12 protein-coding genes are annotated in these 16,807 nt (G+C 60.0%); 10 read left to right on the forward strand and 2 right to left on the reverse strand.

Going from position 1 to position 16,807, the window contains the following annotated elements; genetic code table 11:
• Nucleotides 1-25 precede the first annotated feature (25 nt).
• The 5 genes from OHL12_RS05280 (at nt 26) to OHL12_RS05300 (ending at nt 6,614) form a co-directional block, all read left to right on the forward strand.
• Complete coding sequence (locus tag OHL12_RS05280) at nt 26-1,420, forward strand: sugar porter family MFS transporter (protein ID WP_263412781.1); 1,395 nt, start codon at nt 26-28, stop codon at nt 1,418-1,420.
• A gap of 13 nt (nt 1,421-1,433) precedes the next feature.
• Entirely contained in the window at nt 1,434-2,423 is a 990-nt protein-coding gene (locus OHL12_RS05285; RefSeq protein WP_263412782.1) for an ROK family protein, read from the forward strand.
• Nucleotides 2,424-2,484: 61 nt separating this feature from the next.
• Nucleotides 2,485-4,677, forward strand: coding sequence for a beta-N-acetylhexosaminidase (locus OHL12_RS05290; RefSeq protein WP_263415080.1), 2,193 nt, complete (start codon nt 2,485-2,487; stop codon nt 4,675-4,677).
• A gap of 242 nt (nt 4,678-4,919) precedes the next feature.
• Nucleotides 4,920-5,210 carry a hypothetical protein gene (locus tag OHL12_RS05295; protein ID WP_263412783.1) on the forward strand — a complete coding sequence of 97 codons (291 nt, stop codon included), beginning with the start codon at nt 4,920-4,922 and terminating at the stop codon, nt 5,208-5,210.
• 1,170 nt (nt 5,211-6,380) lie between these two features.
• Complete coding sequence (locus tag OHL12_RS05300; protein WP_263415081.1) at nt 6,381-6,614, forward strand: TetR/AcrR family transcriptional regulator; 234 nt, start codon at nt 6,381-6,383, stop codon at nt 6,612-6,614.
• A 924-nt stretch (nt 6,615-7,538) separates the two neighbouring features.
• On the opposite strand, the gene OHL12_RS05305 is transcribed toward OHL12_RS05300, so the two are convergent.
• Entirely contained in the window at nt 7,539-8,972 is a 1,434-nt protein-coding gene (locus tag OHL12_RS05305; RefSeq protein ID WP_263412784.1) for an ATP-binding protein, read from the reverse strand.
• Nucleotides 8,969-9,676 carry a response regulator transcription factor gene (locus OHL12_RS05310; protein ID WP_263412785.1) on the reverse strand — a complete coding sequence of 236 codons (708 nt, stop codon included), beginning with the start codon at nt 9,674-9,676 and terminating at the stop codon, nt 8,969-8,971. The genes OHL12_RS05305 and OHL12_RS05310 overlap by 4 nt, the downstream gene beginning before the upstream one ends.
• A 135-nt stretch (nt 9,677-9,811) precedes the next feature.
• Here OHL12_RS05310 and OHL12_RS05315 point away from each other — a divergent pair, with 135 nt between their 5' ends.
• The 5 genes from OHL12_RS05315 to OHL12_RS05335 are packed head-to-tail and all read left to right on the forward strand — an operon-like array spanning nt 9,812 to nt 16,717.
• Nucleotides 9,812-10,573 carry a hypothetical protein gene (locus OHL12_RS05315; protein ID WP_263412786.1) on the forward strand — a complete coding sequence of 254 codons (762 nt, stop codon included), beginning with the start codon at nt 9,812-9,814 and terminating at the stop codon, nt 10,571-10,573.
• A 42-nt stretch (nt 10,574-10,615) separates the two neighbouring features.
• Entirely contained in the window at nt 10,616-10,975 is a 360-nt protein-coding gene (locus OHL12_RS05320; protein ID WP_263412787.1) for a DUF190 domain-containing protein, read from the forward strand.
• On the forward strand, nt 10,975-12,291 hold the full coding sequence (locus OHL12_RS05325) for a TolC family protein (RefSeq protein ID WP_263412788.1): 1,317 nt from the start codon (nt 10,975-10,977) through the stop codon (nt 12,289-12,291). The genes OHL12_RS05320 and OHL12_RS05325 overlap by 1 nt, the downstream gene beginning before the upstream one ends.
• 13 nt (nt 12,292-12,304) lie before the next feature.
• Nucleotides 12,305-13,522: an efflux RND transporter periplasmic adaptor subunit gene (locus OHL12_RS05330; RefSeq protein ID WP_263412789.1), complete on the forward strand. Its 1,218-nt coding sequence runs from the start codon at nt 12,305-12,307 to the stop codon at nt 13,520-13,522.
• A gap of 30 nt (nt 13,523-13,552) precedes the next feature.
• Entirely contained in the window at nt 13,553-16,717 is a 3,165-nt protein-coding gene (locus tag OHL12_RS05335) for an efflux RND transporter permease subunit (RefSeq protein WP_263412790.1), read from the forward strand.
• Nucleotides 16,718-16,807: the final 90 nt, after the last annotated feature.

Genomic DNA, 16,807 nt, shown 5'->3' on the forward strand with positions numbered 1-16,807 from the left:
CGTGCTGGTTGCAGAATGGAGCGCTATGACGGAGACAAACGTACCGCATTGGAACGTTGACCGGAGCTTTGTGCTTCGTGTTTCCGTCATCGCTGCTCTGAGTGGCTTGCTGTACGGCTATGACATGGGCATCATCGCTGCTGCCCTTCTTTACGTGCGCAACACCTTCGACCTGAGCGCAGGGATGGAAGAGGCGGTGGTGAGCGTCGTACTTCTGGGCGCAATGCTGGGTGCGCTGCTTGGCGGCACCGTTGCCGATCGCATCGGTCGCAAGAAGACTCTGGTGCAGGCTGCGCTGATTTTTGTGTGTGGTTCAGTGCTGGCGCCTCTCTCTCCGAATGTCGGCGTCCTGATTGTTGCGCGTGCGGTACTAGGCCTGGCAATCGGCTTCACCTCGGTGACCGCGCCGGTATACGTTTCCGAGTTGGCGCCACCACAATCCCGCGGTGGGCTCATCGGCCTGTACCAGCTCGCTCTTACGTTGGGCATCGCCATTGCGAATCTGGTCGGATACTTTCTTTCTGGCCAGAAAGCCTGGCGGCTCATGTTCGGCATCGGCGCGGCGCCGGCCATTCTTTTTCTCATGCTGGTCCTAAGCGTTCCAGAGAGTGCACGCTGGCTCGCGTCGAAGCAGCGCTTTGAGGAGGCAGCAGCTGTCATCCGCAGCTACGCGGCCGAGCCCGCGGCAACATGGCTCTTGCAGGAAATCCGACAGAGCGTGGCTGCCAAGCTCGATCAGAGGTGGGCTTCGCTGTGGAGCCCCGGCATTCGCAAGCCGCTGGCAATTGCGGTCTCGTTTACTGTGCTGCAGCAGATCACCGGCATTAACACGATCATTTACTACGGGCCGCAGATCTTCGCCATGGCGGGATTCGGTTCAGATCAGAGCGACATTCTTGCGACCTTTGTGGTCGCGGCGGTGAATGTCCTGGCGACCTTGATCGCACTGGCGCTTGTGGACCGCATCGGGCGAAAGCCGCTTCTGTATGGCGGCGTGAGCGGGATGATGGTCTCGCTCGTGGCAATTTCTCTCGCCTTCCACTCCGCTTCGGGCAGGCTCCTGGGCACCGTCGCTATCGTCTCGCTTATCGCCTACATCCTGTGCTTTGCCGCCAGCTTGGGGCCGATCGCGTGGATCCTGGTCTCAGAAGTCTTCCCGCAACGCGTTCGCGGCCGAGGTGTGGCTGCGGCAACGCTTGGCTCCGGCTTGGCAAACGCTGCGGTCTCGCTCACATTCCTCTCGCTAATTCACGCCGTCGGTAGCCCTGCGACCTTCGCTCTCTTTGCCCTGTTCTGTCTGGTGACTCTGGTGTTTGTTCGCTTCGGAGTGCCAGAGACGATGGGCCGCGAGCTGGAGAGCATCAGCTTTGCGCCGACGGCCGACGCGCCCGCCTACGATCAACTTGAACCGAGCCACTAAGGATTCCCGCACGATGCAGCACGCAACGGAAACCATACGACATTCTCTGGCTCCTGCGACCCAGGGCTACGTGCTTGGCGTTGACATCGGTGGCACGAACCTCCGGCTTGCGCTCGCATCGCGAAAGGGCAGGATCGTGTCGCGTTTGTGCACTACGACGGTGGGCACCCGTAATCCAGAAGACGTGTTGCGGCAGATTGTGGATGGTGCGGACATCATGCTGCAGGAACAGGGCCTGGGTCGGCAGCATCTCCGCTGCATCGGAGCAGGCGCGCCCGGCATCACGGACGTGGACAACGGCGTCGTCGTCGCTACCTCCTACCTGTTTGGCTGGAAGGATGTGCCGCTGGCCCGGCTCCTGGAAGAAGCTCTGCATGTGCCCGCCGCCATCGACAACGACGTGAATCTCGCGACCCTTGCGGAAGGTTGGGCCGGTACAGCGAAAGGTGAAACCGACTTCGTCTTTCTTGCGGTTGGCACCGGGATTGGCGCGGGCATCATGCTGCGTGGTGCGTTGTTGCGCGGTAAAGATTGGCTAGCCGGTGAGATCGGCTACATGGTGGTCCCGGGCACAAGTGAGGCACCCGATGCACCCGGCATACCGGGCGCGCTGGAGCGAGTATCGGGTGGCGAAGGGATCCGAACGGTGTGGGGGGAACATTGCAGTGCAAGGGGTATGAAGCAATCGCCAGAGGTAACGACGGCAGAAATCTTCGAACTCGCGCGGAACGGTGACGAGTTCTCACAGTCGATTGTGGAGCAGTGCGCAACTCCCCTTGCCTACGCCATTCACAATATGGCGCTCGTGCTCAATGTGCCGTTGGTCGTGATGGGCGGCAGTGTTGGCACGAACCCAATGTATCTTTCCGCCGTACGTGCGGCGCTGCAAAGGCGCTCGCATCGCAGTACTCCCGTGCTGGGCGCGAGCGGGCTGGATCGCGATGCACAGCTCATCGGCGCGGTGCGCTTGGCTATGAGCAAACTTGCCGACCGACAGCGCTGAGCAGGTACGCTACTGGGAACACCACAACTTAGTCTTGCTATCCATGAGGTCAGCGGTGCCCATGCCAGGATTTCTCCGAGCCAAGCAGTTCCACTCTTCGTCCCTCCTCAGCCAAATCCTCATGCTGACCATGTCGGCACCCATGCTGGGACACACTGCGGCGGGGCAAAGCAAGGCGTCGGTCCCGCCCGCGTCTGCTTCGCCTCTCCGGCAAAACGTCACGGTTCCAGCACTCATGCCTCTGCCTGCGTCATGGACGACTGGCACCGGTTCCATGCAGATCGACGCAGGCTTTCAGGTGGTACTCACCGGTTATCGCGAGCCGAGGCTCGAGCGCGCTGCACAGCGTCTTCAGCAGCGCATCGCTCGCAAGACCGGGATCAGCTTTCTTCCGCAGTCAGACGGAAAGCATCTTGCATTGACCGTAAGCACCGCTGGAGCCAGCAAGGCCGTGCAGGAGCTGGGAGAGGATGAGTCTTACGTACTGAAGGTGAGCACGACTGGAGCAACGTTGACCGCACCGAACACCTTGGGCGTGCTGCGAGGGATGCAGACCTTCCTACAGCTCATCCACCTGGGTCAGAGCGGATTCGTAGTGGACAACACACTCGTCCGCGACCAGCCACGCTTTCCCTGGCGCGGGCTCCTTCTGGATTCGTCGCGGCACTTCCAGCCAATCGCAAACGTGCTCGAAGAGTTAGACGCCATGGAGATGGTCAAGATGAATGTTCTCCACTGGCACCTGAGCGACGATCAAGGATTCCGCGTAGAGAGCCTGCATTATCCAAAGCTCCAGGGCATGGGTTCTGACGGACACTTCTACACGCAGCAGCAGATTCGCGAGGTCATCGAATACGCTCGCGACCGCGGCATTCGCGTCGTGCCGGAGTTCGACATGCCCGGCCATGCGAAATCGTGGTTCGTGGGGTATCCGGAGCTAGCGGCTATGCCGGGCCCTTACGGAGTCTTACACCACATCACGGCGGAGGAATGGGAGCATCCCGATCCCAGGCAGGATCCTGCCATGGACCCGACCAAGGAAGAGGTATACCGATTCCTGGATAGCTTCGTGGCAGAGATGGCTGCTCTGTTTCCCGACGCCTACTTCCACATCGGTGGGGATGAATGCGACGGCAAGCAGTGGGATGCAACGCCGCATGTTCACTCGTTCATGAAAGCGCATAGCCTCAAGGACAATGCGGCGTTGCAGGCATACTTCACGGGCCGAGTGCAGCAACTGGTCACCAAACACGGAAAAATCCCGGTGGGATGGGACGAAATCCTGCAACCCGACACGCCGAAAAACGTGGTCATCCAGTCTTGGCGCGGACAACGCAGTTTGTTCCAGGCGGTCTCGCGAGGCTACCGCGGCATTCTGTCTGCCGGGTACTACATCGACCTGAACCAGCCTGCCGGGCAGCACTATCTGGTCGATCCGGCTGTGCTCCCTTCACCCGATCAGCGAGATCCCACCGCACGGGGCGAAGTGGTGCCGGAGCGCCTGTCCCCTCAGCAGGAAACAGCCATTCTGGGCGGCGAGGCAACGGAGTGGACTGAGTACATCTCGCCGGAAACCCTAAGCAATCGTATTTGGCCTCGCCTCGCAGCGATCGCCGAACGCCTCTGGTCGCCGCAGGCGAACCGGGATGTGAGCACGATGTACACGCGGCTGGATTGGATCTCGCACGAATTACGTCTCCAAGGCATTCAGAACGGCGGTGTGCTGACGCCCATGGTGGAGCGAATAGCCAATACGACCGCGGTCGATCACCTGCTTGCACTGGGCGCGATTGTGCAGCCGCCGCTCGACTATCAGCGCGAGAGTTTGCCGGGGCAGAGCTACGACGAGTTCCGTCCGCTGATCCACTTGGTTGATGCGATACCAGCTGAAAGCACTGCGGCCCGTCATTTCGCCCTTCTGGCCCACGCCATTGCTACGGGTACCGCGACGACTGCAGAGCACGTGGAAGCACGCCAGTTGCTGACGCGGTGGTCTCATTTGGATGCTGACGAAGCGGCTTGGATGAGCAACAATGAACTCACGGCGGAGTTGGTTCCCGTATCTCGGTCTGTAGCACGAACGGCGGAGATCGGCCTCGCGGCGCTCGATTGCATCGAGCACACGCGTTGTGAGGCCACCGAAAGCAAAGATCAGAAGCTGGCTGAGCTGAAGCGCCTTGAGGTGCTTACGCCTGCCGCCCTGCGCAACATGATCGCGGTGTCCTCGAGCGAGTTGGTGAAAGCCACCCCGTAGAGCTGTTGCAAAGTTATGTGAATCTTCCCGGTATCAAGATGGTGATCAACAATCCCCGATCGGGGGTAATTCAGCAGTACCTCCGGCCAAGGCCACCATGCTTGCGGCAGGTACGACGATCCCGATTCGCCTGAATGGTGAGATCGACACAAAACCGCCAAGGCTGGCGACACGTTCCAAGGAACAGTTTTTCCGCAAATGTGCTCTCGGGTGCGACCGTCGCGATCCCGACCGGAACGCCCTTGACCGAGTGTGTCGTTGCCGCCAAGTCCGCAGGCCGACTCAGCGGTGCGGCCGAGTTGTCCCTCGTGCTGGTCAGCCTGCAGCTCAACCGCCAGTCCGTCGCCATGACCACGCACGAGCTTTCCAGCAATACCGACGGACGTGGAACCAGCACCGTTGCGCGAACGGGTGGAGGGACGGCGCTGGGCGCGATCGATCTGCGAACGGGCACCCTCCACTATCTGCTCTGTGCCCGTTCTGCTGATGTGCTGAAAGAACGCGAGCAGCAACGTGAGCTTCCGTCTCACTGAACAGAAGAGAGCACCCGGTAGAGGGTCGATTCGACTTTGTCCACTGGAAGGAGATCAACCGCCGACTTTTCCAAGACGTTTATGCGTGGGCTGGACAGCCAGGCCAGAACTTCGACGCAGACAAGCAGGAATACGAGGGCGGCAAAGCCTATGCCTTCACGCCATCCGCGAAGATCGAAAGGGGAGCCCGCCGCATCTCGGGAAGTTGGCCGACAACGATCATCTCCGCGGACTCTCGCGCGAAGACTTCGTACCGGCGCTGGCGCAGCTGCACGGAGAGCTAAACCAACTTCACACCTCCCCGAAGTCAACGGCCGCACGCAGCGGTTGTTCCTGGAGCAGCGTGCAGAGCGCGCAGGCCATCGCGTGGACCTCAGCATAGGAACGCAACACTGATCATGGAGGCCAGCATCGCCCAGACGAACGGCGTGCACGGAATGATGGAGCGATTCATCGCAGAGGCGGTCGACCCGCAGCGCGTGAAGGCCATGCGCGAAGCCCTGAACCATCTCAGCGAGGTAAAGACCGCGAGTTTGTCGCCAGTCTCTACATCGCCGTCACGGAGCCAGGGGAGAAGTACAAGGGTGTGCTCTACGACCAGAACGGGCGTGATTACATCACGCGGACCAATGCTCAAAGCTTATCGTCGGACATGCGGTCGATCTTCCAAGAGGCGCCCAGGGCCCGCAAGCGATCCAACTCACCGCAACAGACGGCCATAAGGCGAGCATTTCACCCGACCTGCCCGGAGGCAAAGGGCTAGGTCTGAGCAATTTCTAGGGCAGCCGACCGGCCTTTCTTCCGTCCTGAATTTACCGCTTTCTTTTTTTCTCATTTGTACAAAGCCGCCGCCGAGGGCTCGGGGAATGTGGGAGACGCCGGCAGCATCGGAGTTTTCCAAGGAACGCTAAAGGTTGGGACAGCTTCACCGCTCCACGCTTTGCGCGGCTCTGTCATTTCCACGATCCCCTGTCGTGAGTGACGAGGATCCGACTTATCAGGACCGCTCATTTTCGGCACGGGCTCCAATGATTGTCTTTGCGCGCCTTTTGTTTAGGCAGGGTCTGAAAACACACCAGAAGCGTGACGGCCACCAGATCCCTTTCCATAGTCCATTAGAGTGGAAGGTGATGCCGCGTCCTTAAGGTAGGCGACAAACGCACGGAGATCATCCAGGCAGCGATTCAGAAGATCGCCCAGGAAGGTGTGTCGGCATCCACTGCGAGCATCCCGAAAGCTGCCAAGGTTGATGAAGGTTCGCTGTTCCGCTATTTCGCGGACAAGGACACACTGCTAAACGAGGTGTACCTCGCGATCAAAAGCGATATGAAGCGATCGCTCACAGAGCCGTTTCCGACGAAGAGTTCGCTGAAGAAGCGAGCAGAGCACCTGTGGAATGGATAGCTTTCCTGGGGCGCCGCGTAATCCGTCAAGGATCAAGCTCTGACGCAGCTCACCATGTCCGATCGCATCACGGAGCAATCAAGGCAGCAGGTTCTGAGAGCATACTCGTGATGCCCACTGTCCTGGAAGTGATCGCATCCGGCAGACTTCATACCCTGCCACGGACGTTCGCATAGGCACTGTTCGTCTCCATTGCAGACGCGACCATGTTATGCATGATTCAGGATGCGGGTCGGGCGGATAAGTACAGAGCGGCCGGCTTTGCCTCTTTCTGGAGCGCCGCAACCGAAGCGTAATCGCCGACTCTGCCCTGTCGGCTGTCTTGCACTTGGCGGGAGGCTTACAGTTAGCGCGCTGACATGACCCGATGCACCTCGTCACGCAACGTTGGAGCGTGTAGCGCCGACCCTGTTTGCATACATGCAACGGTCCCGCCAGGACGAACGCGAACCCTCAGTGGCGCAGCATAGCCGTGCGGTGTGGAAGCGTTTTCCTCACGGCTCGTACGACGGACAAGGGTGCCTCTGCTGTAGCCCGGATACAGCGTGAAGTTTCCTCAGCGAAGGTGCGCTTCGGAACCGTTGGACTTGGCGAGCCAGCAGTCGGTGCACACCTTCGCCGAGAGACTATTCTCTTCGTGGGCCCAAATTTCAGCCGCCAAAGATCGATTGTTCAGCTACTACTTGCATTCTGGAGCTGAGCAAAATCGGTTCTGTCTCCCTAACGCTAGATTGCGTCTGGCTTGGATGGCTTGGGACTGACCACTTCTCGTGAAGGGACTTGAACCGCTACACAGGCTGAGGTACTTTGCACTTAATGCCTCTCAGACTAGCAGAGAGAAAACGTCCGCTTGGTGTCACTAGGGGCCGCTCGCTTTGCCAAAGCTTTGATCCGGCACCAGCCTTCCAGCACACGGAACACCTCTCAGCTCGTTTCACGCAGGTGGTGTGCCGGCAATCGGATTACACAGCGAGCACCGGTCTGCGTGTGCCTGTCAAATCGGATCTCCCCTCCAGATCTTTCGACAACCAGCTTCGCGATAGACAAGCCGAGTCCGGTGGACTGGGATTCATGCCCGTTCTTACTTGAACCAGTGTAGAAGCGGCCGAACACTGCATCCACCTCCGCTAATGGGATGCCCGGACCTTGATCTTGAACGACCACCTCGATCGTTCTGGACGCGGTGTCGGAAACGGAGTACGTAATCTGCACCGTGGAATCGACGGGAGAAAACTTGATTGCATTGTGAACCACGTTCATGATCGCGCTGCGGATCAGGCTTCGATCGCCCGTAACAACGGCGTTGTGCTCTTCGTCGCGAACACTTGTAACGAGCCGGATGCGGCGTTCTTCCGCAAGGACCTCTAGTACCTCCGCGACCTCATGTACAACGTCCACTAGAGAAAATCGGTTGGGTCCGACTGCTCCCGCCCTTTCTGCCCGGGCCAGCAGAAGCAGGCCGCTGATCGTCTCGTCCAAGCGGGAGGCTTCCTCCAGCATGCTGACCACCGCTTCTTTACCACGCTCACTCGTCGCGGGCTGTTGCAGTGAGACTTCGCCTACCGCGCGGATTGCAGCAAGCGGCGTTCGAAGCTCGTGCGCGGCGTCTGCGGTGAAGCTGTTCAGCTGTTGAAATGCTTGCTCAAGCCTGTCGAGTAGTTCGTTGAAGGCCTGCCCCATGTGTCCTAGTTCGTCGTTCGCATCGGCGATACGCAAACGGTCATGCAGGTTGCTGGCAGTGATCTGTTTCGCTTTGCGCGCCATCTCTTCCAGGGGAACGAAAGCGCGCTTGGCGATCTGGTAGCCTGCGATGCCAGCGAGGATCAACGCCACCGGAAAGGCTAGCAGCAGGATGCCGAGAAACTGCTTCATTCGCTGATGGAACGGCACCAGGCTATAGCCAAGCCGAATAAGCAGCACGTGCCCTTGCAACGTGTGCAAATGGCTGATCAGTGACACGTGCGAACCGTCCGGCATGCGGACAATACGCTGGTTGAAGCTCGAGTCTCCTTCGCCCGGCATCGTCGATCCACCCAGCGAGACCCCTCCCAGATTCGGCGTTCGATAAAGCACTGCCCCAGACAGATCCCGAACCTCCATCAAGCGATCGATCAGCAGATGTGACTGCGGGCGGCTGAAGTAGTTCTGTTGCAATTGCAGTTTGCCGTTGCTCTCGAAATACAACAGGCCTTCGACCGTCTCCACGTCCTGCACCTCATCGTGGTAGATCTGGCTCGCTACGATGCGGTACTGAAACAGAAACACTACAACCAGGTAAGTGGCCAAGATCGCCGCCAGCACCCCAACGTACCAAGCAGTCAGCCGGCCGCGAATCTGCTTTGCAAGCAGCCAGTTCATGCCTGCGGCTCCCGCAAGGCGAAGCCAAGTCCCCGCACCGTCTGCAGTAGCTTGACTGAATGGCTGTCGTCGATTTTCTTGCGCAGGCGCGCAATCTGTACATCGATGACGTTGTCCAGCGGAGTAAAGCGCGAGGTCTCCTTCCACACATCGCGTGCCAACATTTCACGCGACACGATTCGGCCCGCGTTCTCTGCCAGATAAAGCAGCAGGTCGAACTCACGCTGCGACAATTCAAGAGTCGAACCGGCTCTCGTTCCGGTGCGATACTTCGTGTTCAGACATAGATCGGCGACCCTGACCTCATGCGAATTCTCCTGGGGCAACGTCCGGCGGAGCAGGGCCTCAATGCGCGCCAGCAGTTCCGGGAAAGAAAATGGCTTTCCCAGGTAGTCGTCCGCGCCCGTCCTCAGGCCTTCTACCCGATCTTCTATCGTGTTGTGCGAGGTCAGCATCAGAACGCGCACGTCGACGCGCTCCTTCCGCAACTGTCGTAAGAGATCGATACCGCTGCGCTGGGGCAGCGTGACATCCAGAATCATCAAGTCGGGCCGTCCGCTGTGCAGCAGGAAAAAGCCCTCCTCTGCGGAAGTGGCCAGCGATGCAGCGTATCCTTCCGCCTCGATTCCAGAGACGAGGGCTGACGCCAACTTGGCGTCATCTTCCACGATCAGAACGTGCGACCTGTGCGCTGCGTTTCCCAAGGAATTCCTCTCCTCTGGATCATAGGCAAGCGTTCGACCTGCCGCTCTGGCGATCCCTACTTGTCAGAAAGTTGTCAGAGTTCTGTAAGGAACGAAGATGGTCCACTCCTTGTGAATACAGACGGAGGACCTCTTATGACAGCTCTTCGCATCGCTCTGGTTGCACTCGCCGTTGGTGGTGCGTTGCCCGCCCAGGGTGGGGGGAACGCCGGAAGTATGGCACACCTGCCCGATGATGCAGCCCTCCCCATTGTGTTCACCAGGACGGTAAGCGCTGCACACGCCCGGCCCGGCGATCCCGTTCAGGCAAGAACGACGCAGGCCGTTCGCCTGAGCGATGGCCGTGAGGTGCCTTCGGGATCGCTCGTGAAAGGTCACGTGCTGGCTTCGAAGCCGTTTCAGTATGACAAAACGCCCTACGCCACGCAGGTTGCCGGAACTCTCGAGATCCAGATTGACTCTCTTGATGCTCAAGGTCAGGCTGTGCCTCTGCACGTTGCCTTGCGAGCGCTGGCTGATCCCTTCGCGAGTCAAGCGGCATGGGAGGCGAAATCCACCGACCTTGATTCGCTCGGAACTACGACGCAGGTTGGCGGCGACCTGCTGGTGCCCTCGCAAAGCGAAATCCGCAACCAGAATGGCGACGTTATTGGCTACAACAAAAAAGGCGGCCAGTTCGCGCATCTGCTTGCGGCAGGCGGCGGTGCTGTGACGTGCAAGCCTGGAAATACCGAACAGCCGGTATCGCGCTTTTCAGCATCGGCGTGCGGTCTTTACGGCTTCGGAGATATCTCTTTGACCTCGTACACCGACTCCCAGATCGGCCTTAGCTCCACTCACGTCAGCCCTGCGATCGATAAGCACAGCACAGCCCTTCTTGAGTCGCTGCAGGACTGAGGCCTGACCGGGCAAAGCGATCTCTCAACGTTGAGGAGGCACATGCTGGCAGTCGGACCTGCAACAAAGGTGACCATTTACCTGAACCAAGATACGGGTTCTCCGCAAGGATTTCTGCGCGACGAAATCCTGACCTTTCTGCGGCAGAAAGAGGTCGGCATTGGGGGCGCAACGGTTCTTCACGCCTTCGCCGGCTATGGCTCTCATGGTCAACTGCATAAGGCAGACGAACACGACGTGGCAGGGCTGCATCTTCCCGTTGTCATCTTCTTCGTGGAAGCGCAAGAGAAGGTGGAATCAATTCTCCCGGCGCTGCTGGATCTGGTGACAGACGGGATGATCGAGGCGCACCCAACGCAGATCCTGAAACGCGTCGCCTCCAAGGAGCGGGTCATCTCCTGATGCTCTGTCCCAAAATTCTTGCTGCTGCTCTCCTGTTCCAATCTCCTGCGACCCTGCTGTATGCCGGCCAGAACCCCGCTTCCTTCCCGGTGGCAACAACGCCACTGACGCTTGCAGAGGCTGAGAGCATTGCCCTGGCCAACCAACCGCGACTGCAGGCAGCGCAGGCGCGTGCCAATGCCGCTGCCGCCCGAGTGCGCCAGACGCGGTCGGCATATCTGCCGACTGCAGCCTTCAATGCGACCGGTGTGCGCGTAGCGGATACGGGCACCTCCACCGCTGCAGGTGCCCTTACCACTTCGGCACTCTCCAACCGCTTTGCCTATGGCGGCCAGCTTACCCAATTGGTGACGGACTTCGGACGTACCAGTGCCCTGGTCAGCAGTTCCCGGTACAACGAACAGGCACAGGAAAGCGCAGCGACGCTGACGAAAGCGCAGGTGCGTTTGAACGTCCGCGCGGCGTTCTACCAGGTACTCGGTGCCGAGGCCGTGCTGCACGCCGCGCAAGCGGCACAGAGCAATCGTCACCTTGTAGCCCAACAGTTGAACGCACTGGCACAGAGCGAACTGCGTTCCACGGTAGACGTGAATTTTGCCGAGGTGCTCGCCAGCGAAGCGGATCTGGCGGTTGTCCGCGCCCAAAGTGTCGTCGCACAGCAAAGAGCGCACCTGACTACAGCAATGGGCGTGTCGAAGACCATCACGGCACCACTTGCTGAATCCGCGATGCCGGGGCCGCTCCCACCCGCTCCGGATGCGTTGCAGTCGCAGGCGCAATCGCAACGCGCCGATCTCGGGATTGCGGAAGCGCAGCAGAAGTCGGCGCAGCAGTTTGCAACAGCCGAAAAGCGTTTACAGTATCCAACGCTGACCGTTGGAGCCGCCGCTGGCGACATCCCCTTTCGCGACCACACCCTGCACGACAGCTATGCCGCTGCTGGCTTCAATTTGAACATCCCGATCTTCAACGGCGGCCTGTTCACGGCGCGCAGAGCGGAAGCCGAATCGGAGGCCCGCGCCCGAAGCAGCGATGTTGCGGAGCTGCACCTGGAGATCACGGAGCAGGTTCGGAACAGCTGGCAGCGCGCCAACGAGGCATACCAGAGCCTTGCGGTGACAGATCGCCTGGTGGCGCAAAGCAAGGAAGCCCTGCGGCTTGCGCGGGCCCGTTACGACGCGGGGCTCGGAACCATCGTCGAGCTGAACGAAGCGCAGGTCAACGAAACATCCGCGGAGATCGCTGTTGCAGATGCGAATTACACCTATCTCTCGCGTCGGGCCGAGCTCGACTTCGCCGCTGGGCTGCTTAACTGAAAGGACTCACCACGTGAACCGTACAGGCCGCGCTGTGGCCATCAGTCTGTCGACTGCTTGCTGCGTCAGCTTTCTCACATCGTGCCGGTCCAGCGCACCGCCTCCAGCAGAGCTTCCCGTGGTGCCGGTCGCAGTGGTCGGTCCGGCCACGCTGCAGAACAACGTTGTCCTTTCTGCGGAGTTCCAGCCGTTCCAGGAAGTGGACGTGATGGCCAAGGTGGCCGGCTACGTGCGCAGCATCCGCGTCGACCTGGGATCGCACGTCCGCGCAGGCGATGTTCTGGCGACGCTCGAAGTGCCGGAAATCCAGCAAGACGTTCAGAAAGCGAAAGCCGGCTTGGCTGCTGCGGAGGCAAACATTGTCTCCGCGCAGGCGGGTGTGCAACGCGCCCAGGCTGCTGCAGATATCGCGCAACTCTCGTACCAGCGCATCAACGATGTCGCCACCAAAAACAAGGGCCTGGTGCCCCGGCAGGACGTCGACGTCTCCCGGTCGCGAAGTGCGGAAGCGGCCGCCCAACTGGCCAGCGCAAAATCAGCTCTGCTGGCTGCGCAGGAGCAACGGTCCGCCGCCGCATCGGACTTTGCACGCGCCGGAGCGATGGCACAGTACGCAACGATCCGGGCGCCCTTCGATGGCATCGTGACGAAGCGCTATGCGAACACGGGATCCATGATCCAGGCAGGGATCTCGTCCCAAACCCAGGCCATGCCTGTCGTCCGGCTCGCGCAGTACAACGTCCTGCGCCTCACGCTGCCGGTTCCCGTGACCGATGCAGCCGAGGTCAAAGACGGCCAGCCAGTCGACGTGACCGTGACCAACCCGCCGCGCCAACTGCACGGCAAAATCTCGCGCTACGCCGGATCGGTGCAGATGTCGACCCGCACCATGGACACGCAGGTGGACGTGCCCAATGCGGACGGCAGTTTGCTGCCGGGCATGTACGCGGAGGTTCACCTGCACCTTGCGGACCGGCCCAACGTGATGAGCGTTCCGATCGATGCCGTGGATGGGCTGGGCACAAGTGCCGAGCAGGCGTATGTGGTCCGTGGCGGCGTGGTTCATGTCGCGCAAGTGACGACAGGCCTGCAGACAGCAACGCGGCTTGAGGTTCTTTCCGGCTTGCAACCAGGCGACCAGGTCATTGTTGGACGGCATACCGGCCTGGCTGAGGGAGAACAGGTGAAAGCGCACCTTGCTACCTACGAGAACGACGCGAGCCACGGCTAAGGCTCAGCAACACCGGAAAGAGCGAGGAAGATGTCAGGATTCTCCATACGTAACCCTTACCTGATCGTTGTGCTCTGCCTGGTCATGATGATTCTGGGTACGGTCAGCGCCGCGGATATGCCCGTGGACATGTTCCCGGCCGTCAACTTACCTGTCGTTGCGGTAGCCACCTTCTACTCGGGAATGCCACCCGCGCAGATCGAAACCAATATCACCTACCACCTGGAGCGCCAGTTCACCCTGGCCAGCGGCATCGATCACATGGAGTCGCGCTCGCTTCCCGGTGTAAGCCTGATCCGCGTCTACTTTCGCGCGGGTACGGACGCGGACGCCGATGCGGCAACCATCTCCTCGCTCGCCATGAGCGATCTGCGCGACATGCCTCCGGGCACGTATCCGCCCGTCATCCTCAAGCAGGACGCAGCGAGTATTCCTGTGAACCTGGTGACGCTCTCCGGTTCAGGACTGGACGAGAGCAAGCTGAAGGATCTGGGGCAAAACTTCGTTCGCAACCAGCTTGCAAACGTGCCGGGAGCATCGGTTCCGCAGCCCTTCGGCGGGCGCTGGCGGCAGATCATGCTCTACGCCGATCCCTACAAGCTCGAGGCCAACCAGCTTAGCCCGATGGATGTGGTGCGCGCCGTGAACGACGCCAACGTCATTCTGCCCGCGGGCGATGTCGAGATCGGGCGGAACGACTATGACCTCTACACCAACTCCATGCTGGGCGGCGCAAGCGACATCGCGCAGCTTCCGCTCAAGATGGTTGGGCAATCGCCGGTGCGCGTCGGTGACGTCGCGACCGCGCAGGACTCCTTCAGCAGGCAGTTCAACGTGGTGCGCGTGAACGGCCAGCGTGCCGTGTACCTGCCGATCTTTAAGGCGGGAGCCGACGCTAACACGATCTCGATCGTGGAGGGTGTCCGCGCGACGCTCAAGAAGCTATATGACGTTCCGGCCTCGCTCAAGACGTTGGTCGTCTTCGACCAGTCGCGCTTTGTGAAGACCGCCATTACAACGCTGCTGCATGAGGGCGGCATCGGTCTGTTCCTCACCTGCCTGATGATCCTGGTTTTCCTTGGCAGCATGCGGGCGACCCTGGCCGTCTTCTTCTCCATTCCCCTTTCGCTGCTCACTACCTTCTTTGTTCTGAAGCTCACGGGCAGTTCCATCAACAGCATGGTCCTGGGTGGACTGGCTCTTGCGCTGTCCCGGTTGATCGACAACTCGGTTGTGGTCCTCGAAAACATCTTCCGCCACCTGGAGGGCGGCGAAGCGCCGGTGGTGGCTGCAGAAAAAGGCGGCCAGGAAGTCGCGCTGCCGGTACTTGCAGGCACGCTCACCACGGTGGTTGTCTTCTTTCCCGTCACCATGTTGTACGGTGTGAGCCGGTTTCTCTTCTCGGCACTCGCGCTGGCCGTTGTCATTTCGCTGTTCGCTTCCTACTTCGTCGCACTCACCGTGGTCCCACTCTTTTGCGCACGCTTCATCAAGAGTCCGCATGGTGATGTTGTCCACGAATCGGCGGAGGCGGAGCATGCAATCAGCGCGGCACCCTCCAGGCGGCCAAGCTTTGGTGCACGCTTCAACGCGAGCTTCACGCGCGGTTTTGACGCCATGCTGCACCGCTACGACGCCTCGGTGAACAAGGTGCTCGAGGCTCCCAAACTTGTGCTCGCCGCGTTTGGTGTCGTGTTCCTGCTGAGCCTTCTTCTTTTTCCTCTGCTCGGGCTGTCATTCTTTCCCCGCACCGACGCCGGCCAGTTCGTTATCAACTTCAAGGCACCTTCGGGCACCAAGCTGACCGAAACGGAAGCCGAAGCAGCAAAGATCGAGGGCATCGTTCGCGGCATCGTCTCCAAGCACGACATGGGTCTGGCCGTGACGAATATCGGCGTCGATCCTGGCTTCTCTGCCCTCTTCACACCGAATGCTGCGACGCACACCGGATTCACGCAGGTAGCACTCACTGAGGATCACTCGGTCAGCAGCTACGCCTACATTGACCGGGTAAAGTCCGCGCTGGCGAACCAGATGCCGGAGCTGCAGACCTTCTTCTCCAGCGGCAGTCTTGTCGATGGCGTACTCAACATGGGCGCTCCCGCTCCCATCGATATCCGGGTGGCAGGCAACAACATCAACGACGACTACGCGACAGCCCAGTCGATTGCCGAGAAGGTACGCCGCATCTCCGGAGTCGCAGACGTATACATCCCCCAGGACATCGACTACCCCTCTCTCCGCATCGCGGTAGACCGCACCCGCGCAGACGAGCTTGGCCTGACTGAGAAAGAGATCGTCTCCAACATCATCACCGCGCTCACCTCAAACCAGATGATCGCGCCCAGCGTTTGGATCGATCCAAAGAGCGGCAACAATTACTTCCTCACCGTTCAGTACAAGGAGGGTCAGGTCAAGTCGTTGGAAGACCTGAAGGCGATCCCGCTGCACGGCAGGGGCATCACGCAACCGACCCGGCTGGATATGGTGGCGGACATCCAGCAGTTCAAAGCACCCACGGAACTGGACCACACGCAGATCCGCCGCTTTGTTGACGTCTACGTTCGTCCACAGAAAGAAAGCCTGAACGGCATCGCCAGGCAGATCGACCAGATTGTTGCGTCTGCACATCCGCCTCAAGGAATCGACGTAACCCTGACCGGAAGCGTGAACTCGATGAACGCGTCGTTCCGCAGCTTCGCTATCGGGCTCACCCTGTCGGTTCTTCTGCTCTTTCTTATTCTCGTGGCGCAGTTCCGCTCCTTCATCGATCCGTTTATCATTCTGCTGGCTCTCCCTCCGGGCATCACAGGAGTAATCGTCGCCCTGCTGCTGTGGGGCACCACACTCAATGTCATGTCGCTGATGGGTGTCGTCATGCTCGCCGGCATCGCACTGTCCAACAGCATCCTGATCGTGGAGTTCGCTCACCACTTGATGAAAGAGGGCATGGCAGTGCGTGAAGCGATCACCACATCGTGCCGGGTACGCCTCCGCCCCATCCTCATGACCTCCTTGGCCACTTGGATCGGTCTGCTTCCAATGGCCCTCAAGCTCGGGGAAGGCAGCGAAGCCTACGCGCCTTTGGCTCAGGCGCTTATCGGAGGCCTCACCGTCTCCGTAGTTCTCACAGTGTTTCTTGTCCCCGCCGGCTTCTTCCTCGTCTATCGAGACCAAGGCCCGACCATTTCGTGACCGGCGCCATGCCTTTCATGGGGGAGTACCGCCGAGTTTCACAGACAACGAGCCGTCCGCGCCGTCAGTGTTTGCAAAGGTCTTCCTACC

Origin of the sequence: Terriglobus aquaticus (assembly GCF_025685415.1) — a bacterium.
Lineage (GTDB): Bacteria > Acidobacteriota > Terriglobia > Terriglobales > Acidobacteriaceae > Terriglobus > Terriglobus aquaticus.

Excerpts from the sequence above, each read along its gene's own strand:
- OHL12_RS05285 (WP_263412782.1), top strand. The coding sequence starts at position 1,434 with ATGCAGCACGCAACGGAAACCATACGACATTCTCTGGCTCCTGCGACC.
- OHL12_RS05305 (WP_263412784.1), bottom strand. The coding sequence starts at position 8,972 with ATGAACTGGCTGCTTGCAAAGCAGATTCGCGGCCGGCTGACTGCTTGG.
- OHL12_RS05320 (WP_263412787.1), top strand. The coding sequence starts at position 10,616 with ATGCTGGCAGTCGGACCTGCAACAAAGGTGACCATTTACCTGAACCAA.
- OHL12_RS05290 (WP_263415080.1), top strand. The coding sequence starts at position 2,485 with ATGCCAGGATTTCTCCGAGCCAAGCAGTTCCACTCTTCGTCCCTCCTC.
- OHL12_RS05280 (WP_263412781.1), top strand. The coding sequence starts at position 26 with ATGACGGAGACAAACGTACCGCATTGGAACGTTGACCGGAGCTTTGTG.
- OHL12_RS05325 (WP_263412788.1), top strand. The coding sequence starts at position 10,975 with ATGCTCTGTCCCAAAATTCTTGCTGCTGCTCTCCTGTTCCAATCTCCT.
- OHL12_RS05335 (WP_263412790.1), top strand. The coding sequence starts at position 13,553 with ATGTCAGGATTCTCCATACGTAACCCTTACCTGATCGTTGTGCTCTGC.
- OHL12_RS05315 (WP_263412786.1), top strand. The coding sequence starts at position 9,812 with ATGACAGCTCTTCGCATCGCTCTGGTTGCACTCGCCGTTGGTGGTGCG.